Source organism: Roseibium sp. 10G30-5 (assembly GCF_055809635.1).
Window position 1 is genome coordinate 113,912 of record NZ_JBVVUH010000001.1, and the last position, 20,733, is coordinate 134,644.

The 20,733-nt window shown below is 59.1% G+C and carries 20 protein-coding genes and 11 pseudogenes; 14 read left to right on the forward strand and 17 right to left on the reverse strand.

The genetic code is table 11. The annotated features are described in order from the left end of the window. Positions 1–25: 25 nt before the first annotated feature. Complete coding sequence (locus AC0L7U_RS19490) at positions 26–967, reverse strand: SDR family oxidoreductase (protein WP_473696144.1); 942 nt, start codon at positions 965–967, stop codon at positions 26–28. Between the two features lie 39 nt (positions 968–1,006). Beyond that, a complete protein-coding gene (locus tag AC0L7U_RS19495; protein ID WP_473696146.1) occupies positions 1,007–1,642 on the reverse strand; it encodes an NADPH-dependent F420 reductase in 636 nt (211 codons plus the stop codon). A gap of 64 nt (positions 1,643–1,706) precedes the next feature. Here AC0L7U_RS19495 and AC0L7U_RS19500 point away from each other — a divergent pair, with 64 nt between their 5' ends. Beyond that, the gene (locus AC0L7U_RS19500) at positions 1,707–2,330 is read left to right on the forward strand and encodes a TetR/AcrR family transcriptional regulator (protein WP_473696148.1); all 624 of its coding nucleotides are present in this window, start codon (positions 1,707–1,709) and stop codon (positions 2,328–2,330) included. Between the two features lie 25 nt (positions 2,331–2,355). Here AC0L7U_RS19500 and AC0L7U_RS19505 read toward each other — a convergent pair whose 3' ends face one another. The 5 genes and pseudogenes from AC0L7U_RS19505 to AC0L7U_RS19525 form a co-directional block, all read right to left on the reverse strand. Further along, positions 2,356–2,925, reverse strand: a complete 570-nt coding sequence (locus AC0L7U_RS19505) for an NADPH-dependent F420 reductase (protein WP_473696150.1) — start codon at positions 2,923–2,925, stop codon at positions 2,356–2,358. A 97-nt stretch (positions 2,926–3,022) separates the two neighbouring features. Continuing rightward, a complete protein-coding gene (locus tag AC0L7U_RS19510; protein ID WP_473696152.1) occupies positions 3,023–3,655 on the reverse strand; it encodes a class I SAM-dependent methyltransferase in 633 nt (210 codons plus the stop codon). A 39-nt stretch (positions 3,656–3,694) separates the two neighbouring features. Then, positions 3,695–4,112 (reverse strand): annotated as a pseudogene (locus AC0L7U_RS19515) (nuclear transport factor 2 family protein). Between the two features lie 102 nt (positions 4,113–4,214). Next, positions 4,215–4,949 (reverse strand): SDR family NAD(P)-dependent oxidoreductase, encoded by a 735-nt coding sequence (locus AC0L7U_RS19520; protein WP_473696154.1) that lies wholly within the window; start codon positions 4,947–4,949, stop codon positions 4,215–4,217. An 88-nt stretch (positions 4,950–5,037) separates the two neighbouring features. Then, a pseudogene (locus tag AC0L7U_RS19525) lies at positions 5,038–5,596 on the reverse strand (NADPH-dependent F420 reductase). 206 nt (positions 5,597–5,802) lie between these two features. On the opposite strand from AC0L7U_RS19525, the pseudogene AC0L7U_RS19530 reads away from it, so the two are divergent. After that, a pseudogene (locus AC0L7U_RS19530) lies at positions 5,803–6,701 on the forward strand (LysR family transcriptional regulator). Between the two features lie 72 nt (positions 6,702–6,773). Next, positions 6,774–6,884: pseudogene (locus AC0L7U_RS19535) on the forward strand (helix-turn-helix domain-containing protein); the annotation flags it as partial. Positions 6,885–6,954: 70 nt separating this feature from the next. On the opposite strand, the gene AC0L7U_RS19540 reads toward AC0L7U_RS19535, so the two are convergent. Both AC0L7U_RS19540 and AC0L7U_RS19545 read right to left on the reverse strand, forming a co-directional pair. Continuing rightward, positions 6,955–8,064 (reverse strand): aminotransferase-like domain-containing protein, encoded by a 1,110-nt coding sequence (locus AC0L7U_RS19540; RefSeq protein WP_473696515.1) that lies wholly within the window; start codon positions 8,062–8,064, stop codon positions 6,955–6,957. A 3-nt stretch (positions 8,065–8,067) separates the two neighbouring features. Continuing rightward, positions 8,068–8,232 (reverse strand): annotated as a pseudogene (locus AC0L7U_RS19545) (GntR family transcriptional regulator); the annotation flags it as partial. Positions 8,233–8,390: 158 nt separating this feature from the next. On the opposite strand from AC0L7U_RS19545, the gene AC0L7U_RS19550 reads away from it, so the two are divergent. From AC0L7U_RS19550 to AC0L7U_RS19570, 5 genes are all read left to right on the forward strand, one after another. After that, positions 8,391–9,278 (forward strand): PhzF family phenazine biosynthesis protein, encoded by an 888-nt coding sequence (locus AC0L7U_RS19550; protein ID WP_473696156.1) that lies wholly within the window; start codon positions 8,391–8,393, stop codon positions 9,276–9,278. 5 nt (positions 9,279–9,283) lie between these two features. Beyond that, the gene (locus AC0L7U_RS19555; protein WP_473696158.1) at positions 9,284–9,592 is read left to right on the forward strand and encodes a LysE family translocator; all 309 of its coding nucleotides are present in this window, start codon (positions 9,284–9,286) and stop codon (positions 9,590–9,592) included. After that, a complete protein-coding gene (locus tag AC0L7U_RS19560; RefSeq protein WP_473696160.1) occupies positions 9,579–9,920 on the forward strand; it encodes a LysE family translocator in 342 nt (113 codons plus the stop codon). Before AC0L7U_RS19555 ends, AC0L7U_RS19560 begins: the two co-directional genes overlap by 14 nt. Positions 9,921–10,293: 373 nt before the next feature. Further along, positions 10,294–10,728 carry a recombinase family protein gene (locus AC0L7U_RS19565; protein WP_473696162.1) on the forward strand — a complete coding sequence of 145 codons (435 nt, stop codon included), beginning with the start codon at positions 10,294–10,296 and terminating at the stop codon, positions 10,726–10,728. After that, positions 10,646–10,897: a helix-turn-helix domain-containing protein gene (locus AC0L7U_RS19570; protein WP_473696164.1), complete on the forward strand. Its 252-nt coding sequence runs from the start codon at positions 10,646–10,648 to the stop codon at positions 10,895–10,897. The genes AC0L7U_RS19565 and AC0L7U_RS19570 overlap by 83 nt, the downstream gene beginning before the upstream one ends. On the opposite strand, the gene AC0L7U_RS19575 is transcribed toward AC0L7U_RS19570, so the two are convergent. Then, positions 10,898–11,083 carry an integrase core domain-containing protein gene (locus AC0L7U_RS19575; protein ID WP_473696166.1) on the reverse strand — a complete coding sequence of 62 codons (186 nt, stop codon included), beginning with the start codon at positions 11,081–11,083 and terminating at the stop codon, positions 10,898–10,900. 42 nt (positions 11,084–11,125) lie between these two features. Continuing rightward, positions 11,126–11,838: pseudogene (locus AC0L7U_RS19580) on the reverse strand (IS6 family transposase). 329 nt (positions 11,839–12,167) lie between these two features. On the opposite strand from AC0L7U_RS19580, the gene AC0L7U_RS19585 reads away from it, so the two are divergent. Further along, a complete protein-coding gene (locus AC0L7U_RS19585) occupies positions 12,168–12,404 on the forward strand; it encodes a hypothetical protein (RefSeq protein ID WP_473696168.1) in 237 nt (78 codons plus the stop codon). Positions 12,405–12,493: 89 nt separating this feature from the next. Continuing rightward, positions 12,494–12,790 (forward strand): type II toxin-antitoxin system RelE/ParE family toxin, encoded by a 297-nt coding sequence (locus tag AC0L7U_RS19590; RefSeq protein WP_473696170.1) that lies wholly within the window; start codon positions 12,494–12,496, stop codon positions 12,788–12,790. 254 nt (positions 12,791–13,044) lie between these two features. On the opposite strand, the pseudogene AC0L7U_RS19595 reads toward AC0L7U_RS19590, so the two are convergent. Next, positions 13,045–13,224 (reverse strand): annotated as a pseudogene (locus AC0L7U_RS19595) (IS6 family transposase); the annotation flags it as partial. 192 nt (positions 13,225–13,416) lie between these two features. Continuing rightward, a pseudogene (locus tag AC0L7U_RS19600) lies at positions 13,417–14,449 on the reverse strand (SDR family oxidoreductase). 59 nt (positions 14,450–14,508) lie between these two features. Between AC0L7U_RS19600 and AC0L7U_RS19605 the strand changes: the two are divergent. Continuing rightward, positions 14,509–14,871: a MerR family transcriptional regulator gene (locus AC0L7U_RS19605; protein WP_473696172.1), complete on the forward strand. Its 363-nt coding sequence runs from the start codon at positions 14,509–14,511 to the stop codon at positions 14,869–14,871. 249 nt (positions 14,872–15,120) lie between these two features. Here the strand turns inward: AC0L7U_RS19605 and AC0L7U_RS19610 are convergent. Further along, positions 15,121–15,834, reverse strand: a pseudogene (locus AC0L7U_RS19610) (IS6 family transposase). A 108-nt stretch (positions 15,835–15,942) separates the two neighbouring features. After that, positions 15,943–17,481 (reverse strand): FAD-dependent monooxygenase, encoded by a 1,539-nt coding sequence (locus AC0L7U_RS19615; RefSeq protein ID WP_473696174.1) that lies wholly within the window; start codon positions 17,479–17,481, stop codon positions 15,943–15,945. Positions 17,482–17,868: 387 nt separating this feature from the next. Between AC0L7U_RS19615 and AC0L7U_RS19620 the strand changes: the two genes are divergently transcribed. From AC0L7U_RS19620 to AC0L7U_RS19630, 3 genes are all read left to right on the forward strand, one after another. Next, a complete protein-coding gene (locus AC0L7U_RS19620; protein ID WP_473696176.1) occupies positions 17,869–18,000 on the forward strand; it encodes a division plane positioning ATPase MipZ in 132 nt (43 codons plus the stop codon). 110 nt (positions 18,001–18,110) lie between these two features. Next, the gene (locus AC0L7U_RS19625) at positions 18,111–18,542 is read left to right on the forward strand and encodes a P-loop NTPase family protein (RefSeq protein ID WP_473696178.1); all 432 of its coding nucleotides are present in this window, start codon (positions 18,111–18,113) and stop codon (positions 18,540–18,542) included. After that, complete coding sequence (locus tag AC0L7U_RS19630) at positions 18,535–18,816, forward strand: hypothetical protein (protein WP_473696180.1); 282 nt, start codon at positions 18,535–18,537, stop codon at positions 18,814–18,816. The genes AC0L7U_RS19625 and AC0L7U_RS19630 overlap by 8 nt, the downstream gene beginning before the upstream one ends. A 206-nt stretch (positions 18,817–19,022) precedes the next feature. Here AC0L7U_RS19630 and AC0L7U_RS19635 read toward each other — a convergent pair. Together AC0L7U_RS19635 and AC0L7U_RS19640 are read right to left on the reverse strand one after the other, a co-directional pair. Further along, positions 19,023–20,151, reverse strand: a pseudogene (locus AC0L7U_RS19635) (DUF4172 domain-containing protein). 103 nt (positions 20,152–20,254) lie between these two features. Beyond that, a pseudogene (locus AC0L7U_RS19640) lies at positions 20,255–20,696 on the reverse strand (IS6 family transposase); the annotation flags it as partial. Positions 20,697–20,733 lie beyond the last annotated feature (37 nt).

A 20,733-nucleotide genomic window follows, 5' to 3' on the forward strand; every position in this document is an offset into this window, starting at 1 on the left:
GGAAGGTTTGCAATACCTCGGCGGATCAGGCCGCCGGGAAGTAGTGACCGTTGTCCATGTCCTCGATCACGCCCGGCTGGGTCGGCTTCCAGCCGAGGCGCTCGCGGGTGATGCTGTTTGAAGTGGGCAGATCCAGGGTCACCAGATTGGTCAGGAAGCCGTAGTAGCTGAGGATCATGAGCTCATCCTTCGGAATGCTCACGACAGGCATATTGAGGCGGCTACCGATACCCTCGGCGATCTCGCGGAACGGGACTCCTTCGTCGCCGATCGCATGCCATGTGCTGCCGGCCTCGCCTTTTTCCAGCGCCAACCGGAACAGGTGCGCTACGTCGCGGGCATGGACGGCGGGCCAGCGGTTCTGTCCATCACCAGGGTAGCCGACAACGCCCTTCTCCTTGGCCAGCCCGATCAGCAACGCGAGAAAGTTCGCGTCATCCGTCGGGCTGTGCATGATCGTCGGAATCCGCACAACCGACGATCGCACGCCGTGCTCGGAAAGCCCAATGGCGGTGGTCTCGACGATGTTACGAACCCTCAAGGTGCCCGAGTACGCCTTGCCGCCGGGAAGCGCCGGATCGTCCTCGGTGGTTGGCCGGCCGAGTCCTTCCCAGGTTGGCGAGCCGATACTGGCCGACACGACGAGCGGCTTTCCCGAGCCGGCAAGCGCATCTCCGTACGCTTCCATGATCTTCGTCTCGGCTTCGGCGACAGCGTCGAGGCCTCCGGTGGGCAGCAGGTCCTGCCGGTGCGCGACGTGGATGACGCCATCCGCGGCCGCCGCTGCCTCCTTCAGACCCGGGAGATCCTCGAGATCGCCGCGGCGCACCGCGGCGCCAAGCCGCGCCGCCTGATCGGCAGCCTTGTCGGACCTCGCGAGCGCTGTGACCTGGTGGCCGGCTTCGATAAGGTCGGTGATGATGTAGGGGCCGGAATGGCCGGTCCCACCAGTGACGAACACATGCATTGTATTGCTCCTTTGCGATGTGAGGGGACGGGCTGAGGGTCAGCCCTGATTTCGGATGCCAAGGGCGAAGCTGCCGTGACCGATCGAATGGGTGACGAGCCCCAGCACCAGCATGCAGGCATGCTCCAGCGTCCTCGCCATGGACAGCTGGCCAGCGTCGAGGGGGCGAAGGCCGAGGCTCTCTACAAGGTCCGAGACGCGTGACTTTGCCTCAATGTCGTCGCCCGCGAGGAAGGTGTCGAGCCGCTCCGCCCGGTCGGGTGCCGCCGCCAGGACGCTGGCGTTCAGCGTGTTGAAGGCCTTGACGATCGGGGCGCTCTGCGGTGCCAACCTTGCGATCTTCTCGGCCCCGGAAGTGCCGGCGGACACCAGGAAGCCCGAGAAGTCGTCCTTGATTGGATTGGTGATATCGACGAGCAGTTTGCCCGACAGGGTCTCGCCGTAGTGACGCACGACGTCGAGCACGGCGGTGTAGGGAACGGCGAGGACCACGATTGCTCCCATCGGCTCGCTGCCGAACAGCCCCACGACCGTGGTGCCGCCGAGTTCCTTCGCGAGGGTCTCCGCCTTTGCCGGATCGCGGCCCGTGATTTCCACCTCATGTCCGGCTTGAACGGCTAGCTTGCCGATAGACGCGGCCATCCTTCCGGTCCCGATGATGCTGACAGTCGTCATTAGAAATACCTCTCGTGCGTTGTGTCCGGGCATAACCCTTGCGAAGGCCCACCATGTGATCCATATGTGGGTCAGTGATCGACAAATATGGATCAGTGATCCGATTATCAAGGGGCCGCAATGCGAGCTGACGCAAAAAAATTACGAGCGCATCCTGGCTGTGTCACACGAGGTGGTCGCAGAGCATGGATCGGACGCTTCGATGCGCGACATTGCCCGGAGGGCAGAGGTAGGGTTGGCAACGCTCCTGCGGCATTTTCCGACACGGGAGGCGCTGTTCGAAGCCTTGTTGCGCCTAAGCACGGACGAGCTGATCAAGAAGGCGAGCGTGTTCGAGTCAGCCAGTGCGCCCGATGAGGCCTTGCTGTCCTGGTTCCGCGAGGCGGTGTCCTTCACGCACATCTATGCCGGCGTCTGTGATCTCCTCGCCAGCGCCCATGCAGATCCGGAATCGGCGCTTTATGCTTCCAGCATGGCACTGCGATCGGCTGGTGAGCGCCTCTTGAGACGTGCGCAGTCCGAGGGAACGGTGCGGTCCGACATAAACGGAGAGCACCTCTTTGCCCTGATGGCTTCGCTCGGCTGGCTGTTCGAGCAACCGGCGTTCGCGACGCTATCGGACCGTCTGTTCGACATCGTCGGGGATGGGATGTTCGCCGAACCTGCGACGGGCGATTCGCAGGGCTGAACGGCCCGCACGTCACCCGCTCCGTTCAGCGAACGATCCTTCGACCGACCTGCAATTCGATCGCGCTCAGGGGACCGCCAAGTTGCTGTAACGCGCCGCCCGCCGCGAGCGTGCCGAGGTCCACCGGCACCATCCCGATCTCCTCGAAGAGACGCGCGACAAACGCCTTTGCCTCTGCACGATCACCCGAGAGAAACATCGCCGCCCTGGGCTTGTCGGCTGAGAAGTCCTGTATCCAATTCATAGGCATGTGGCTGATTGCCTTGACCACGCGTGCGCCCGGCGCCAGGCCGGCGACGATTTCGCTGGAGGATTGACCACCCAGCGCGGCAACCGACCGTCGAACACCAGCACCGCTGATGTCAGGGTTGACGCCCTGGCGGGCATTGGTCCCGTCGACAAGAACGCGCCCGGTCCAGTCGATGCCCGAAAGCGCCTCCGGCACGTCGACCCAGTCGCAGGCCAGAATGGTGAGGTCGCACGCCGCGGCTTCCGGTTCACGGCAACTGGAAAGCAACGGTCGATGACCCGCGCCGATGAAGTGCTGCGACATGGTCGTGGCCATGCGCCCCGCGCGGATGAATCCGATGTCCATTTCTGCTTCCCTCATAGGATCGCACTTCTGCATTTCGCTCCACCCGCGGCGGCGCCTTCAGGCGCCCGGAGCGCGGCGAAACGCAAAGCGCAATTGCTCAGCGCTTCTCGAAACGGTAGACGAAGCGGTCGGTTGTTCCCTTAATCGACGGGTCGAAGACCTTGCTGGTGTGCGGATCGTCCCTGTTCGTGAGCAGGTCGCTCCGGGCCTGTAATACGAAACCCGCCCCCTCCACCTCGGCGCGAACGAAGCCCGGCTCGATCCGGTGCAAGGATTGGGCGACGCCATTCCCGGCGCCCGCCGTGGCGGCATGATCAATCACGATGAAGCTGCCGCCTGGCTTCAGCAGATCGTGGACGGAGCGATTGAACGCGGCCGCCGTGGCCCCCCTTGAACGCATCAAGTCGGTGTGGAGATCATGGTAGAATAGGTGCAGCCAGACCGCGTCCGCCGGCTCGGTCACCTCGGCCAGCGCGACGAGATCGGAGGATGTGGCTACGATATTGTCGCGACCCTCCTTCTCGGTCAGCGCACCGATGACTCCAACCGGATCGTGCTTGAAATGCGCGACCTCGGCCGGAACGAAGCTGAAGACCCGACCCTGCGGTCCGACCACATCAGACAACCTGTGCGTCCAGTCACCCGCGCCCGGATAAACATCGATGACCGTCATGCCCGCTTCGACACGGGAAAAGCGGACCAGTTCATTGATCGTTGAGTTGTCGTACACGATTGGTCTCCTTGGAAAAGCGAACTGCTTGATGAACGCTCAGCTGTGCCTAGGGCGATCGGGTTGCGCGGCGAGGGCCAAGGCTTGCGTGTCGACATACTCGCGGATGCGGGCGATCTTGCCGTCCCGGATGGTGATGGCGAAAACCCAGTGATCCTTGAAGGGCTTGTCTGTGGCTTTGACCGTGCCCTCGGCATAGCCCGCAACCATGACCCGGTCCGCCTGCGATACGAACTCCCGAGGTTCGGAGACCGTCATCTCCATGGTGGCGGCTTCGGTGTCCAGGAGCCGCTCCAGTCCTTCGTGGCCTTGGTGGATGCCAGCCAGCGGCCAGTCGTGGCCTGAGTATGGTCCATTCGATGTCCTGGGTGACCACGGCCAGCATACCCGGCCTGTCGTCACCAAACGCCGCCGCGAAGAAGCTCTTTACGATCTCAATGTTTTCTTCGTTCCTCATCGGAATTCTCCAACGCTGTATGTTTCCCCCGGCCGCCTGACATCGCCGGAAGCGTAAAGGTCCGACCCTCCCGAAACTCCCGAGAGCGCCGGACCCGCTGCTTCAGAGCTGGGCAAGGCCACCATCCACGGCCAATTCGCTGGCGGTCATGAAACTGCTGTCCGGCGAGGCCAGAAAGGCCGCCGCCGCACCAATCTCGGCCGGATCGGCCATGCGCTGGAGCGGGGTCATGGAGGCAAAGACCTTCTGGCCCTCTTCGCCGAGCGACGCCTTCGCCAGCTCCGTCGCGGTCGCTCCGGGCGATAGCACGTTCACTCGGATACCGGTGCCCTTCAGATCCTCGGCCCAAGTCCGCGCCAGGTTGCGCACCGCGGCCTTGCTGGCGCTGTAGGCGGTCATCCCCGGCGCGCCGGTCGTGCCGGCGCTCGAACCGGTCAGGATGATCGACCCGCCCTTGCCCATGAGCGGCAATGCCTTCTGGACGGTGAAGATCGTCCCCTTCACATTGGTGTCGAAGGTTTCGTCCAGATGTGCCGCGGTGATCTGTCCGAGCGGCATCTGGCTTCCAGCCCCGGCGTTGGCCAACACGATGTCGAGCGTGCCCCGCTCGTCCTTGACCGCCGCGTACAGACGCTCGAGATCGGATTCGCTGGACACCGATCCCGCGACGCCGCGGGCGTTCGACCCGAGCTCTGCCACGGCCGCATCGAGCGCGTCCTGCCGGCGGCCGAAGATGAAGACGAATGCGCCTTCCTCGACAAAGCGTTTTGCGGCAGCGAGCCCGATTCCGCTTGCGCCGCCGGTGACGACGGCGGTCTTTCCAGTCAGTCTGGTCATGTCATGTTCCTTTTGAACTTCAGTATGCTTGGGAGGTGGATCATGCCTTCTCGTCGAAGCGGACGAGATCCTGGAAAATCAGCCTGCCCTAGGTGTCGCCCTCGCCATGGACAAGACGCCCACCCTCCGAGAGCTTGCCGAGCTGGACGGGCGCGAAGCCCAATTCCTTGGCCAGTCCGGCGATCTCGTCCGCCGCGGCGTCGTCGTCGCTCGAGAGGAAAACCACCCGGCGGCCGCCATGAACGGCGGGATCGCTGGCCAGTTTCGACGCGCCGAGGTGATTGAACCCCTTGATCACGCGCCCCCCGGAAGGCATGGGCGACGATCTGCGCGGAAGGCTCGCCGTCCAGCGCCTCCGGCGAAACGCCATAGGCGTTCGTCACGTCGATGATCGTCTTGCCGGTCCAGCGACGGCAACGCCCTGGCGACCGCTGCATGGTCCTGAAGCGTACGGCGAGAAAGAGGGTGTCGGCCTTCACCGCTTCCGCCAAGGTCACCGCCGTTACATCCGGACCAATAGCGGCGGCCTCTGACGCAAAGCTTTCCGGGGCGCGGGTAGTGGCCACTGATACCTGGTGGCCGCTCCGGGCGAAGGCCTTGGCCAGCGCCTTTCCGATACTCCCGAAGCCGATAATTGTGTGTGACATCTCTGATTTCCTTCAGCTTTGACGGTCGGCGCTCAGCGGATTGTTCGCAGAGCATACGGTACCGTCGGTTCGTCTGGGCTTAGGTAGGAGACCGAAGCGGGCGGCGGCAGTGAGAGGACGCGCAGAAGGGTGGTGCAGAATAGCACCGGACAACTCTATAAAACGCTGCTATATGCACCAGCATCACGAAGAAGACGAGGGCAGCTATGCATACATCCGAAATCGACTGGGATGACGTGCGCTACTTCCTTGCGGTGGCACGGTATGGATCGGTCCGCGCTGCCGCGGACAACCTCGGCGTCAATCACACGACAGTCATGCGGCGCATCGCGCAACTGGAGTCTCGCCTCGGCGCGAAGCTGTTCGAGCGGCTCCCCTCGGGATACCAGCCGACAGAAGCCGGCGAGCAGGTACAGGAATTCGCCGAACAGATGGAAGCGTCGTCGCAGTCGCTGGTCAGCCGCATCTTCGGCCGGGACGACGCGGTGCGTGGTCCGCTTCGGGTCACGATGGCGCCGACCATCGCCACACACCTTCTGATGCCGGACTTCGCGGTCTTCGCGGCGCAGCACCCGGAAATCGGGCTCGAGATCCTGTCGTCGCAAGGCAAGGTCAATCTGACCAATCGCGAGGCGGATGTCGCTGTCAGGGTGGTTTTGGACCGGGATCCCTCCCACAGAACCTTCACGGCGTGAAAGGCCCCGACCTGTCCCTTGGGCTGTACCTGTCCCGAGATCTGCTATCTGCGTGGGAAACCGGCGAGGTGGACCTGCTCAGGTGGATCACCCGTACCGGAGAAGGGATACCGGACTGGGCCGGCGACCGGGTAGCCTTTGCCGATGTCTCCCTGCGCATCTCCGAGGAAGCCGCGCAGATCGAGGCACTGCGTCTCGGCATGGGCGTGTCAATGCTTCCCTGTTTCGTCGGCGATGCGGAGCCGACCCTTTCGCGCCTTCCTGGCGCAGGGCTCGGATCTCATGGCTCACTCTGGCTTCTCACCCAGGGTGAAACCCGGAAGACTCGACGTGTTCGTCTGTTTACGGAGTTCATGACGGCGAGGCTGCGTGCTTATGCGACCGCGCTCGGTGGATATTCACGAGATTGAAAAAATGAATGCAGACCGGCAGTTCTGTATCGCGGGTTTGAGGTTGCACTTTGTTTTGTGGATAGGTGGGGGCGCATGTATGACACGGGCGACTACTCCATCAGCGATCTGGCAGAACTGTTCGACGTCTCGCGACCAACTGTCTATCGCGTTCTACAACGGACGCCGAGCCCCGAAGTATAAATCGAAATTCGAGAGCTGCTCTTCGTCACACTCTACATAAGCTTCCGCAATGCGGGACTTTGCGGAAATTCTAAGTCCCCGGCTTCGTCTTTTCGGTCTCGATCAATCCCCGCAGTGCGGAAAGCGCGGTTTCCAACTCCAGTCGCGTGACGCTTCCAAGGCACAGCCGCAGGCCCGCTACCGCCTCGGATGCAACCGTCGTCGTGGAGGGATCGGTCAGCTGGATACCCATTTTCTGCGCAGCCCTATGCACACGGCACGCGTCGTCACCAGCGAGCGGCAGCCATACCTGATAAGCCGTGGCTACCGGGGGCGTGACGTGTCCGGACAAAAGGCGAGTGGCCGCATCTACACGCCAGCGCGCTTCCTCGCGGATGCCTTTCAGGATCACGTCCACCGTACCGTCACAAAGCCATTGGTCGAGGATGGCACATCCAAGCGGCGAGACGGTGACAGAGCTGTCCCGGAGGTTCGATCTGGTAATCTCATAGCGTCCTGCGGGCACCACAAGCCCACCCGTTCGCAGCGACGGGTTGAGCGTCTTCGACAGGCTATTGATGTAGATCGTGCGCTCGGGGGCGAGGGTCGCAAGCGGAGGAAGAGACGCATCCAGAGAATACACGTCATCCTCAATGATCCATGCACCACACTTGCGGCAAACCTCGGCAATGTCCTGTCGCCGCCCACGGCTCATGGTCGCGGTCGTCGGGTTCTGTATGGTCGGCGTGACATAGACGATGGCATCCGGGGCGTTCGAGAGAGCCGTCTCCAAACCGTCCGGGGTCATTCCCTCCGCGTCCATGCTTATGCCGATCAAGTCACGGTTCATCTGGCGCGCCAAGGCAATCATGCCCGGATAGGTCTGAGCCTCCGAGAAGACAGGCTGTTCCGGTCGGAATGCTGTTAGTGCGACTTGCAGGGCGTGATGCGCGCCATTGGTGATCAGCACCCTGGCGGGGTCGGCGTCGATACCCATCTGACCAAACCAGCGTGATAACAGTTCGCGGTGCTCCAGGTGCCCGCCAACGGGCGGGTAGTCATTGAAGAAGCCTGCATCGACCCGGCGCGCGAGACCCGACAGGGTTTTCGACATGATGCGGTCGGTCGTCACACCGGGCGGGACATTGCGGGAAAGGTCGATCACGGGGCCGGTCTTGGCCTCGGAAAGGGCGACAAACATACCCCGACCGTGAACTCCTCGAACAAGTCCGCGGGCTTCCAGTGAGGCATAGGCCTTGGTCACCGTGCCAATGCCGACCTGCAGCCGCCAGGCGAGGTCTCGATGTGCAGGAAGTCGATCCCCTGCCTTTAGTGCTCCGGCGTGAATATCCTCGGCCAACGCCTCGGCAAGACGCTCCGCAGAGGAGTGTTTGCTTGAGGAAAGGCGCGGAACCTAGGGAGACTGTTGACGCATTGGCGTGCTCGAAAAGTGTATCGTGACACTTCAATGATATCGCATTAGTGTCACGTATGCTATGGCGTTTCCGAACCACAGGAGATCTCGCCATGACACCGAATTTCGTGCAGATTGATGCTTTCGCCAACCGTCCACTTTTCGGGAACCCCGCTGCGGTGGTCTTCGACGCTGATGATATCCCGGGCGAAGTGATGCAGAAGATCGCCCGCGAGATGAACCTGTCCGAGACGGTATTCGTCCTGAAGCCAACAACCGAAGCCGCTGATTACCGCGTGAGGATCTTCACGCCGATGAATGAAATGCCCTTCGCTGGGCACCCGACCGTCGCCACCGCGCACGCCATGCTGGAGCGGCACCCGGACCTCGTGCGGCAAGGCGTGCTGCAGCAGGAATGCGGGATCGGCATCGTCCCGGTTGAAGTTTTGTCGGTCCACGAAGGGCTGCTGCTGCGGATGACGCAGGCTCCGGCAAGGTTCCGTGACACCTCTCTGACACGAGAAACCGTCTCGAAGATGCTGGGTTGCGCCGAGGCTGACGTGTGCCTAACGCCTGCGCAGGTGGTCTCTACGGGCGTTCCGTGGCTCGTCGCTCAGGTTCGAGGGCTTGGCGTAATCTCCGGCCTAACTCCGGATCAGGGCCTGATAGCGCGCGAGTGTCACGCGCTCCGGGCGGCGGGCCTTACGGTATTCGCGGAATTGGAAAGCGGGCCGCAGCGCATTCGGGTGCGGACCTTTGCGCCGGGCGAAGGCGTGGCCGAAGATCCCGTATGTGGTTCCGGCAACGGGTCCGTCGCCGCCTATATTGCACGTCATGTAGACGCTGACGCTCCTAAAGGGGGATATCAGGCCGAGCAGGGCATCGAGATCGGACGCGATGGCATCGTCCATGCGTCCTGGGCACGCGATAGCGAGACAATCACCGTGAAGATCGGTGGCGCGGCGGCAACTTCCGCACGCGGGCAACTGGTTTTGGAATAAGCAAAATGATGATCGATCCAAACACCTTCTATCTGTTCCTCATTACAGCCACTGTCCTCGTCCTGACGCCGGGGCCTGACACGGTGCTGATCCTTTCGAGAACGATTGCCACCGGCACCCGGGCTGGCCTCTTCACGCTGATCGGGACACAGGCGGGAAATGTCATCCAAGCCCTTCTGGCGGGTCTTGGCGTATCGAGCCTCGTGCTGCTCTTCCCGATGGCGTTCGATGTTCTGAAGTATCTTGGCGCAGCGTATCTGGTCTATCTGGCCGTTTCAGTCCTGGCGCGCTCCTGCGAAATTGAGTCTCAATGAGCATCTGGCGGCTCGCCGTGACAGCTCTGCCCGATATTTCACACAGGGACTGACGAACAACCTCGTCAATCCGAAGATGATCCCGTTCTTCATCGCCCTTTTCCCACAGTTTGTCCGTCCCGAAAACGGATCGGTCGCACTTCAGAGCCTGATCCTGGGACTGACCCTCGGTCTCATGGCCATCCTCTGGATCAGCGTTCTGGTGTTGCTGGTCGCGCGCTTCCGCGCTGCTGTGGTGTCGAACGACACCATCCTCAAGGTCGCATACCGGCTGGCCGCGGTGACATTCTTCGGGCTGGCTTGTCGTCTTGTGGTGCAATCGAAGTAAACGCCCCCGTTTCCCGCGAACCGATCTTTTCCCATCGGACGTTCGCTGCGCCAACCATGAGTGTCCGAGGTCTTAGCTGCGGCGCCGCATAACTTTCCGCGGTATGGCGGCAGCTGTTCCCCTGCGTGCGCGTGCAGCGAGAAACTGGCGCTTCCGCTAAGGGCTCAAACCGGACATTCGCCGCGTGAAGCGCAAATGTTCGCTACGCTGGCTCCAGCACGAGTCTATGCCACTTAGCCCTGAAGAAAATGAGCCAAATATCGCGAAAGGTCACACAAAAAGCCAATCCTTTCAAAGGGACAAATACGCAATTTTCGAGACTGTCCAATAAATCTGCGTTAAAAATATATATTGGACATTTCGGAGCAAATTGATGCGGTTAGGATATGCGCGCGTCTCAACGGGTGATCAGAACTCAGCGCTACAGCTAGAAGTCTTGCGCGCGGCGGGGTGTGATCGTATTTTTGAAGATCTCGGCGTAAGAGGGAATGCCGTTGTTAAGCCGAGCCTCATGCGACTATTGGAGCACTCGCGACCCGGTGACACTCTAGTTGTGTGGCGGCTGGACAGGCTTTCGCGGAGCCTTTCGGATCTGCTGACCCTTATGCAAGCGCTTGAGCAGTCGCAGGTGCAGTTTGTCTCGCTTACTGAAAATCTGGAAACCGAGACGCCTACCGGGAAATTGCTTTTCCATATCGTCGGAGCTTTTGCTCAGTTCGAGCGCAATGTTATTCAGCAACGTACCCAGGAAGGTCTTGCGGCCGCTCGCAGTTCGGGCAAGCAGCCTGGGTCGCCCTCCCCGGCTTGATGATGACGCGTGGAACACCATCAAGAAGGCTTTAGACAGTGGCATGTCTATTGTGGACACAGCCAAGCTGTCCGGTTTCAGCCGTCAGACCATTCACACGCGATTGCGTGAGGAGCGAGGAGAGCTTAACGAGGAGGAGCCGCCTCATGAAACTTGCTGTGGTTTCTGATCAGGTTGTTCGGTTGAGGGACTGAAGTGGCGTTTTGCCGTTGATGCCCATGTGTTGTCGTTTTGTGTTGTACCAGTCAAGCCATCTGGGCAGGTCGGCCTCGCGCGTCAGGGATGATCTGAAGGGAATGGCGTAGGCCCATTCGCGCAGCATCGTTTGAATGAAGTGCTCGGCCGGTATTGCCAACTTGTTTTGTTCAATCAGCAGGGTGCCCTTGTTGGACGGATTTCAGGCGTTCATGTCGCCGGTGTAGTTCTGCGATAATCCGAATGCATCTGCCCTTGCGTGGCGGTATGAGGCTGCTGACAATTGGTACCGGCGCGGTCGGAAGATCGTGTTTATCTGATCGTGGGCTGACAGAACCCGTTGAGCTTGCCGGGGTGACTTGAACCTGCCCATGATCTTCTCTCGCTTCCGCATCGGGCAGTGGGAATTCTCAATCCTGTTGTTCAGCCCCTTATGAGCGCGATGATCGGCATCGGGTGGAAGGGCCTGAACCGGCTTGGTGTAGCTGCGCAGTTTGTCGGTTACCACGACCCTGGGCTCGCCGAATTGCGTGACCAGCGCGCCAAAGAAACAGCCTGGCCACCTTTGCATTGCGGTGTGATTGAGCCGGGATATCGAGCACATCTCCATCGCTGTCAATCGCCCGCCAGAGCCAGTATTTCACACCGCCAATGACAATCACCGCCTCATCAAGGTGCCATTTGCTGTTTGGCCTTGGCCGATCCCGGCGAATGCAGCGAGCAAAATGCCGGCCAAACCGGTTCACCCATTTGCGGATCGTTTCCCGGCTGACATCAATACCCCGCTCCGTCAGGAGATCTTCAACATCCGCCGTAATCAACGCAAACCGATGATAGGCCCAAACCGCATAGGAAATGATCAACCATGGGAAAACGGAAGTCCTTAAGGCGCGGGAAATCGAGACGCTGAAACATCTCAACGACCTACCAAGCCCAAACCGGAGCAACAAGTTGGCAATGCCCTCTCAACACTTAAATCGCAAACTCGCCATTTGCGGAAATTTCCTATCGGCTTTTGAAAAGTGACGTGTTGCGAGCGACGAGGAAAAATGCGAATATCTAATAAATCTGCATGTCCCATTAGATAAAAAGGTAATTTATGTGATGAGCCGAGCCCTAGATACGATCGACGGAAAGGCCGTCAAAAATCTCGCCAGTGCACATGCGCTGAATGGTGCTGTCGTGTTTGGGCAGTCAAGGCGGTTTTGCAGTCCTCGTCAAGTATGGGGCAAATGAGCGGGCTGTTGCAGCACAGCGATCGCAGCGTATGCGAGATCTGGCGGAATCTCAATACTGCCGCCGCCTATATCCGGGACGAGCTTGGAATTGCCCGGTTTGAAATCGATATGACAGAGCATGATCCCGAGGCAGTGGAACGGAAGCGGCCGGATACGGCAGAACGCCAACGCCAGCTTCACGAGGCCGGCGAACATGACAGCCTGGTTTCGGGAGCAGGTCCAAATGGCTCTCGACGGGATTGAAAACGGGTCTAACGCTGCAATTTCCGAGGAAGATTGGAACAGCCGCGTCAGGGCAAAGCGTGCCGAACTCGAAGGGCGCGTTCTGAAAAATGGTCACTAAACGTTTGCGTCTGGTCAGGCGCGAGTCCTATGCTCGCGATCTGGACCGGATTGTTGAGCATATAGCCAAGGAGAATCCGGTCGCTGCCCTCAGGATGTGGGATGAGACCGAAGATCAGATTGAGCGATTGCAGCAATTTCCTCTTTCCGGTCGCGTTGGTCGCATTGCGGAAACCAGGGAATTAGTCGTGACCGGGACGCCGTTCATCGTTGTTTACACGGTTGGCGATCATGTTGACCTCATCCGCGTGCTTCATGGTGCGCAGAAGTGGCCGAGCGATGATTAGATTCCTGATTTTCGCATCAGCTCGTCGAGCGCTTCGCCATATGACATCCCGGTCTCATTGCAGTATTGTTTAAGGCGGTTGATGACTTCTATTGGAGCTCTGACGAATGCCTTGGTCTAGCGGTTCGCTGGATTTACGGACACGTTTGCAGGCCGTTGATCGGTATGCGCAGGCATTCAGCGCCGGTGCCAAACAGCTCGATCAGGGCTTACCTCTTCTTGAGGGCCATAAGCATCAATTGCAGGAGGCCGGCCAAACCGGTTCACCCATTTGCGGATCGTTTCCCGGCTGACACCAATACCCCGCTCCGTCAGGAGATCTTCAACATCCGCCGTACTCAACGCAAACCGATGATAGGCCCAAACCGCATAGGAAATGATCAACCTGGGAAAACGGAAGCCCTTAAGGCGCGGGAAATCGAGACGCTGAAACATCTCAACGACCTACCAAGCCCAAACCGGAGCAACAAGTTGGCAATACCGCCGCGACCGATGCCAAGCAGTAGGCAGGCCTCAGTCTGCTTCGAGTCAGGGCCAGCCTTCCGGATAATAGCTGTGAATGGCCGCTTTCACGCAAAAGTCGCCCATAGGCTGGACCGAAGCGCACGATCAGCAAGCGCCTGCGACCTACCGCGCATTTAAGAGACCATGTTGTGCCAAGCTTTGCGCGGTGGCGACGATCGCGTCTGCTGGCGAGCGTGGTACCCAGCTGAGCAGGCGCTCAGCCTTGGCGGCGGTCGCGTTTTTGCGCTTACCAAGTTCGGGCAACAGGGCGCGGACTTCGGAATCGAACAGCGACACCGTTCGGAGCAGCCAGTTGGGCAGTTGGCGTGTCTGGACTGCGTGGGCGGTGCTGCCTAGGCGGTCCTTCAGCGTGTACGCCATGTCGATGGCCTGTAGGAATTCCCCCGCCGTCGCGAGAAAGCGTTCTCCTTTGGCTGCCGGGTGCGTCATAGCCCGGATGTGGAGATCGGCAACGTCACGCACGTCGACGACGCCGAACCAGAGGTCCGGACAGCCCGGCACCCTGCCTTCGATCACTCGCTTCACCATGTGGATAGATGTCGAGATGTCCCGCCCCAGCACCGGGCCCAGGATTCCCACGGGCGCGACCACTGAGAGTTCCATCGTGCCGCCCTCGCGGTGAATGAAATCTGCAGGCGGCGCGTTCCGCGAGCGTCTTCGACACTTGATAGGGCTGCAGGGTGGGATCGTTTGGATCGGTCCAATCCGCTTCATCGAAGGTCCCCGTGCGCCCCTTGCCGTAGCCGATCGCGGCGAAGGACGAGGTGAGCACCACCCGCCGCACGCCGGCATCACGTGCCGCACGCAGCACACGGAGCGATCCATCACGGGCCGGCCGGATCAGCAAATCTGGGTCTTTGGGCACCTTGCTCGGAAACGGCGAGGCGACATGGAGCACATAGTCGCAGTCGGAGACAGCTTCGTCCCAGCCCGCATCGGCCAACAGGTCGGCGACGGTGAAGGTCAGCCGCCCAATGGCCCCGCCTGCACCGCCCTCGCGTACCGTGGCGTTCACCTGCCCCGTCCGATCCAGATTGCGGAGCGTCGTGCGAACCTCATGTCCGGCCGCGAGCAGCTGGACTATGCAGTGCGTGGCGAGAAATCCCGTACCACCTGTCACCAATATGCGTGCCATATCATCTCCTTGTCTGACTGGAGATGGGAGTCTAAACTTTCAACCATAGTTGAAGGTCAATGGTGTTTTTCATGAAGATAGGTGATGTCGCGAAACGATCGGGGGTGTCTGCGTCGCGCATCCGCTTCTATGAACGCAACGGGCTGATTCCTGTGGCGAGCCGAAGGGGGAACGGATATCGCGATTACTCTCAAGCCATTCTTAAGACGCTATTCTTCATAGATCAGGCGCAAAGCCTCGGCTTCACGCTGGACGAGATCCGGGCTGGACTAGTTGAGGGAGGCGGGGGACTTCCGGCAAGGGAGACGGTGCTGCTAGCGTTAGGTGAGAAGCTGGCCGCGTTAGACAGCCATATCTCCGAGGCTACGCGCCGCCGCGAGCGAATTCTACTCCTGATCGAGAAATACGAAAGCGACCGGTAGGCGGGCTTGCGCACGCGACAGTTCGCCGGCGGGGCCGACTCGCTCTTTCAGTAACATCGCCTAGCCGAAAACTATTGGACTATGAAAGTGGTCCCAGCTTCGTGAACATGGTCCGCAACGTGCTAGGAGCACCGTCAGATCTCTGGTCTCCAGCAGCACATTCCTCCCAACACCTGCTCGACCGCTTGCATTCCGGGTATTGCCAACTTGTTTTGTTCAATCAGCAGGGTGCCCCTTGTTGGACGGATTTCAGGCGTTCATGTCGCCGGTGTAGTTCTGCGATAATCCGAATGCATCTGCCCTTGCGTGGCGGTATGAGGCTGCTGACAATTGGTACCGGCGCGGTCGGAAGATCGTGTTTATCTGATCGTGGGCTGACAGAACCCGTTGAGCTTGCCGGGGTGACTTGAACCTGCCCATGATCTTCTCTCGCTTCCGCATCGGGCAGTGGGAATTCTCAATCCTGTTGTTCAGCCCCTTATGAGCGCGATGATCGGCATCGGGTGCAAGGGCCTGAACCGGCTTGGTGTAGCTGCGCAGTTTGTCGGTTACCACGACCCTGGGCTCGCCGAATTGCGTGACCAGCGCGCCAAAGAAACAGCCTGGCCACCTTTGCATTGCGGTGTGATTGAGCCAGGATATCGAGCACATCTCCATCGCCGTCAATCGCCCGCCAGAGCCAGTATTTCACACCGCCAATGACAATCACCGCCTCATCAAGGTGCCATTTGCTGTTTGGCCTTGGCCGATCCCGGCGAATGCAGCGAGCAAAATGCCGGCCAAACCGGTTCACCCATTTGCGGATCGTTTCCCGGCTGACATCAATACCCCGCTCCGCCAGTGGAGATCTTCAACATCCGCCGTACTCAACGCAAACCGATGATAGGCCCAAACCGCATAGGAAATGATCAACCTGGGAAAACGGAAGCCCTTAAGGCGCGGGAAATCGAGACGCTGAAACATCTCAACGACCTACCAAGCCCAAACCGGGCAACAAGTTGGCAATACCTTTGGGACGAACAAATGGCTGAAGTCTGCTGTTGGGCCTAAAGCGAACATGCGTCCAAGGCTTCAAATCTCGCCGAACCAACGCGACACGGCTTGCCCAAATTCCTCATAGCTCGGGACAGCATCGCTAACCCAAGCGACGAACCCGTCTGGTCGCACGAGCACCGCAGACAAGCCCAATCGGTCCGTCACATCACTTGCGATATATTTGATCCGGCTATTGAACAGACCTGGATACTGAGAAGGCGGGGAGCCGATTTTGAAGTCTAGCAACACGCCCTTGCCATATCTGAGATGCTCGCCAAGCCTCGTTCCATCGGCAAGCTCGAAGTCGGGAGCGCTGCTCCCAACCAGTGGATGGGTGACGCCGAGATCATACCGAAGGCGCATACCCCAGACGCGTTCCGCAAAATAGGTCGCGCCGTCTGTCGTCTCGACAAGATCACGAAAAATGGTTTCCAGCGCACGCGAGCTTCGGCTTGGCCGCATGATCGCCACCTGCGCACGCGACCAGTCGAGAACCTGTGCTCCGACCGGATGCCTCTCGTCCGAGTAGCTGTCAAGTAAGCCGACAGGTGCGTCTCCACGTATGGTGGCGGCAAGTTTCCAGCCCAAATTCATGGCATCACCAAGACCAAGATTGAGCCCCTGGCCGCCCAACGGGGAATGGGTGTGAGCGGCATCACCTGCGAGCAATACGCGCCCGTTGCGGTACGCCACCGCCTGAAAAGCGCGGTCCGTCCATGTGGTAGCCAGCGGCAGGGCCGTCAATGTGACCTCGGTGCCGGAGACACGGCGTAAAACCGTTTGGACGTGTTCAAGGGTGATTGGCCGTGTTCGATGAAAAGCGCCGCCGTCGAAGTCGACCATCGCTATGGTTCCGGGTTTTTGGTAAGTGTACATGCCCGTTGGCGTGTAGTGACGACCGGGGGCAAGCTGATCCGGATCAACCATCTCGACCTGCACGGAGTAGCCGGTGAACTCGGGATCAGTGCCAACGAAATTGAAGGCACCGAGCTTCCGAACGACGCTGCGACCGCCATCGCATCCAACAAGCCATCTTCCGTGTACGATCTCGTCGTCAGCGCGGATGCTCACGCCTTCTTCCGATTGTTCGAAGTCATTGACACCGAGGCCGCGCCTGATTTCCACGCCCATCGCCGTCGCACGGGCGGCCAGGACGGATTCGACATGCTCTATGGTCGTCGCCAGGTTTGTGCCAGCAGGGCCCGGAAGCCGATAGGGCCACTTCTTCATATCAATCTTGTCGTGGAAAAATTGGATACCCGCAAAATGGCCGCCGGGACGACGTGTCTGCTGCATCCAATGAGCCGCGGATGAGTTCTCACCACCCGATTGCTCGTTCGCGCGTTGCGGCGCTGTGATCTCGTCGAGCATGCCGCGACGATAGAAGGCTTCGATGGTCGGGGCGGAAAGTCCGCGCATGCCGAACGGAAGCTTTTTCAGAGGCGAATGTGGGTCATTAGCCTGTTCTAGCACCAGAACCGACAGACCAGCGAGACGCAGCTCGCATGCCAGAAACAGGCCAACAGGTCCCGCTCCAGCAATCACTACATCGTAATTCGATTGAGTATTGTCCATAAACCACTCCTATTTGATCGTTCGACCGGAGGGTTTGTCGTTTCGAGCACCACACGGACGAACATTGGGGCGCTTGATAGCGCCCGATGCTCGTCGTGGGACTCATGCTTTACGCAAGGACAGAGCTTTCGTTTCCGAAAGGATTTGGGCTAGACCACACCAAATCTGCCTTTTCCGACCAAGTTATTATAGCCGCAATGGAGACGGACTGCAATAAAAGACATACTTGTCTCTCAATGTCGTATTGGCAGTTTTCGGAATGCCAATCGACCTTGGTCAATGTGCGAGGAAAACACCGCTTACGATATTTAATAGTATCTGTTACCTGATACATGTTGACGTAATACCAGATTTTTACTGGGTATTTTCTGGTTGGGAGACAACGATATGGGTGTGCTGGTTTTAGGCAATCCCAAGGGTGGCGTAGGAAAGAGCACTACGGCGCTTGTCCTGGCGACCGGATACGCACCCAAGGGGCAAGCGGTTGCGTGCTGGACTGTGATCCAAGCCGTCCCATAGGATCGTGGGCGGAGCGGCGGGGAAAGCCGTCTGGAATGATGATTGAATCCGACATAACTGAATCCAATGTCATTGCCACAATCAGAGCTGCAGACTAGGCACATGACATTGTGATTGTGGATCTGGAAGGCACTGCGTCGAAACTGGTATCTCGCGCAATCAGTCGCGCAAACCTCGTGTTGGTGCCTTTGCAGGCCTCCCCGCTTGATAGCGATCAGGCTATCCGTGCCCTTGAGCTGGTGCGCGAAGAAGAAACGCTTGAGCGCTCGATCCCTTCGGCGCTTGTGAGGACGCGAACCAGTTCGGCTATCGCAACGAAGATCTCCCGGAAGATCCGGGAAGGCGTTTCATCTGCGGGGTTACGTATCCTCGACACCGAATTGAACGAGAGGCAGGCCTACAAGTCCATGTTCTCGGAAAACGCTACGCTCGACGAGCTGGACGCACGAGAAGTCAACGGGATTGAAGGTGCTAAGGACAACGCGGAGGCATTGGTTGTCGAACTCTATGATGTTTTGCAGGAGGTAATGGGCAATGAGTAAGGCATTTGATTTTAAATCCGTGAACATGAAGGCCGCCTCCCCTGATGTTGCAGCCGAAGCAGATGAAATGCGGAAGGTTGACGAGGCCTCTGCCAAATTGGGATTCGTGAGCCGGGAAGCAGGGGCAGTGCTAGGTATCACCCGTAGAACTTGGAAGAAGCCCCCAAGGACTCGCTCTATCTTCGCGGCGATGCCAATAAGCTTGGTGCTTTCCGGGCATTCGCAGACAGATGAAAATCTGACCTTTGTCGATGCCGTGGACAAATTTTTGTAGTTCTACAAAGAACACGAGGAGTGACATTAAGGATCTATCAGATAGATAGCTGATAGCTTTCAGATATTTTATAAATATATTTTACGAGCGCACGAGCGGTTAGATACGAAAAGACACCAAGAGTTGGTCGCTCTGCCTCCGGGTCCAAATCATCACGTAAGAAAACGAGACGGCAGGGAAACCAATCTGCCTCACTTCTATGCAAATCATTGTAGTTGGTTCGACGCCCGTGGATTCAGGTTCAACCAATATCTCGTATGGCGTCGATCTCCAGTTCGGTTGAGCGCACCTTTCTCGACTAGATCCTGCAGATCGCGGGTTGCGGTTGCCCGTGAAGTTCCGGTGACCTTGAGATAGTTGTCGGCGCTGAGGCCGCCTTTGGATCCCACAGGGCCTTCCCGAAACATTCGAGCGATGGCCTTGGCCGTGGCGTTCGTTCAAGTGATCTCTGTGACGATCGTAGAAGTGTGCCTTGTTGATGAAGAAGCCGACGCGGTCGAGTGTTGTCTGTTGGGCCTTCAAGACAACTTCCGCGAACCAGACGAGCCAATCGGTCACGTCGAGCGTTTTTTGATGCTTCTCGAGCTGGTCGTAGTATGTCTTACGCTCCTTCTCGATTGTGAATGCGAGCGAGATGAGGGTCGGCTGGCCAATGTTCTGCGCCAGCGACTTTTCAGCGAGGGCGCGACCCAAGCGGCCGTTGCCGTCTTCGAATGGGTGGAGGCTCTCGAAATAGAGGTGGCTTAGCCCTGCGCGCGTCAGCGCTGGAAGCGGCTCTGCTCCCTCGGGCCCGGTCTTGTTGAACCAATTCGCGTATCGCTCCATCTCCGGCATGACCCGCTCTGAAGGCGGCGCTTCGAAATGGATCGTCGGCCGGTCAAGGCGGCCGGAAACGATTTGCATCACCTCGGCGTGTTGTCGGTAGGCCCCGATGGTTTCCAACCGACTGTCATGGGACAGTAGCATCCGATGCCAGCGGGACAGTATCTCATGGGTCAGCGGCTCTGCAAAACTGGAATAGACGTCGACCATCATTTCCGCGATGCCCTGTTCGTGCGGTTTGGCAGGGTAGCTGTCCGGATCGAGGCCCAGATGGCGGCGCAGCGAAGACTGCACGCTGAGCCGATCGAGGATTTCACCCTCGATGGCGCTCGTTTGCATCGCTTCCTCACTGAGCAGTTCGATGCGGAGTTGCTCGCGCTCCGGCTGGCTGACATGATGGACCGCGCCGAGGATTTCTCCGGACGACAGCAGAAACGTCTGCTCAAACGGCTCCAGAGCGGAGGCGTCATACCGGAAGTCCGGCCAATCGGGCAGCGTCCAGTTCCAAGCCATGAGTTATAGATACCCTTCCTATAACTCATATATAGACCATTTTTGAGGCATAGAAGTCAACTCTATCGCTCAAAGGACCTGCGGGATGGGGTGACCCACAAACCGGCGGGAGGCCTTGCTTCTTCAGCAGTCTGATCAACAATCGCTTGGCAGCCTTGGTGTCGCGACGCACCTGCACGATCTCGTAGAGAACATATCCGTCCTGGTCGACGGCTCGCCAGAACCAGTGCTTTCGACCGCTGATCGTCACTACCACCTCGTCCAGATGCCAGATATCCGTTCGCGACGGCGTCTTTTTGCGCAATTGCTTTGCGTATGCCGCGCCGAATTTGCGGCACCGGCGCCGGGTCGTTTCGTAGGACACGATAACGCCGCGCTCTCGGAACATCTCTTCCACCAGCCGTAGACTTAATGGAAACCGGAAATACAGCCACACGGCATGGGCGATGATCTGCGGTGGGAAACGGTGATTCTTATAGCTGATGGTCGGTACGCTCATCACGTGCGATTATCCAGCAACAGTTAAGCCACGGACAACGTGACAGCTCCTGCTATGGAAGTTTGACTCTATGGCGACGTGCA

What these genes read in the sequence shown, in the direction of transcription:
- AC0L7U_RS19605 (WP_473696172.1), top strand. Translation starts at nt 14,509, where the DNA reads ATGGTGTTTTTCATGAAGATAGGTGATGTCGCGAAACGATCGGGGGTG.
- AC0L7U_RS19620 (WP_473696176.1), top strand. Translation starts at nt 17,869, where the DNA reads ATGGGTGTGCTGGTTTTAGGCAATCCCAAGGGTGGCGTAGGAAAGAGC.
- AC0L7U_RS19540 (WP_473696515.1), bottom strand. Translation starts at nt 8,064, where the DNA reads ATGTTTGTCGCCCTTTCCGAGGCCAAGACCGGCCCCGTGATCGACCTT.
- AC0L7U_RS19490 (WP_473696144.1), bottom strand. Translation starts at nt 967, where the DNA reads ATGCATGTGTTCGTCACTGGTGGGACCGGCCATTCCGGCCCCTACATC.
- AC0L7U_RS19565 (WP_473696162.1), top strand. Translation starts at nt 10,294, where the DNA reads ATGCGGTTAGGATATGCGCGCGTCTCAACGGGTGATCAGAACTCAGCG.
- AC0L7U_RS19495 (WP_473696146.1), bottom strand. Translation starts at nt 1,642, where the DNA reads ATGACGACTGTCAGCATCATCGGGACCGGAAGGATGGCCGCGTCTATC.
- AC0L7U_RS19590 (WP_473696170.1), top strand. Translation starts at nt 12,494, where the DNA reads ATGGTCACTAAACGTTTGCGTCTGGTCAGGCGCGAGTCCTATGCTCGC.
- AC0L7U_RS19550 (WP_473696156.1), top strand. Translation starts at nt 8,391, where the DNA reads ATGACACCGAATTTCGTGCAGATTGATGCTTTCGCCAACCGTCCACTT.
- AC0L7U_RS19500 (WP_473696148.1), top strand. Translation starts at nt 1,707, where the DNA reads ATGTGGGTCAGTGATCGACAAATATGGATCAGTGATCCGATTATCAAG.
- AC0L7U_RS19570 (WP_473696164.1), top strand. Translation starts at nt 10,646, where the DNA reads ATGTTATTCAGCAACGTACCCAGGAAGGTCTTGCGGCCGCTCGCAGTT.
- AC0L7U_RS19520 (WP_473696154.1), bottom strand. Translation starts at nt 4,949, where the DNA reads ATGACCAGACTGACTGGAAAGACCGCCGTCGTCACCGGCGGCGCAAGC.
- AC0L7U_RS19505 (WP_473696150.1), bottom strand. Translation starts at nt 2,925, where the DNA reads ATGGACATCGGATTCATCCGCGCGGGGCGCATGGCCACGACCATGTCG.
- AC0L7U_RS19615 (WP_473696174.1), bottom strand. Translation starts at nt 17,481, where the DNA reads ATGGACAATACTCAATCGAATTACGATGTAGTGATTGCTGGAGCGGGA.
- AC0L7U_RS19555 (WP_473696158.1), top strand. Translation starts at nt 9,284, where the DNA reads ATGATGATCGATCCAAACACCTTCTATCTGTTCCTCATTACAGCCACT.
- AC0L7U_RS19630 (WP_473696180.1), top strand. Translation starts at nt 18,535, where the DNA reads ATGAGTAAGGCATTTGATTTTAAATCCGTGAACATGAAGGCCGCCTCC.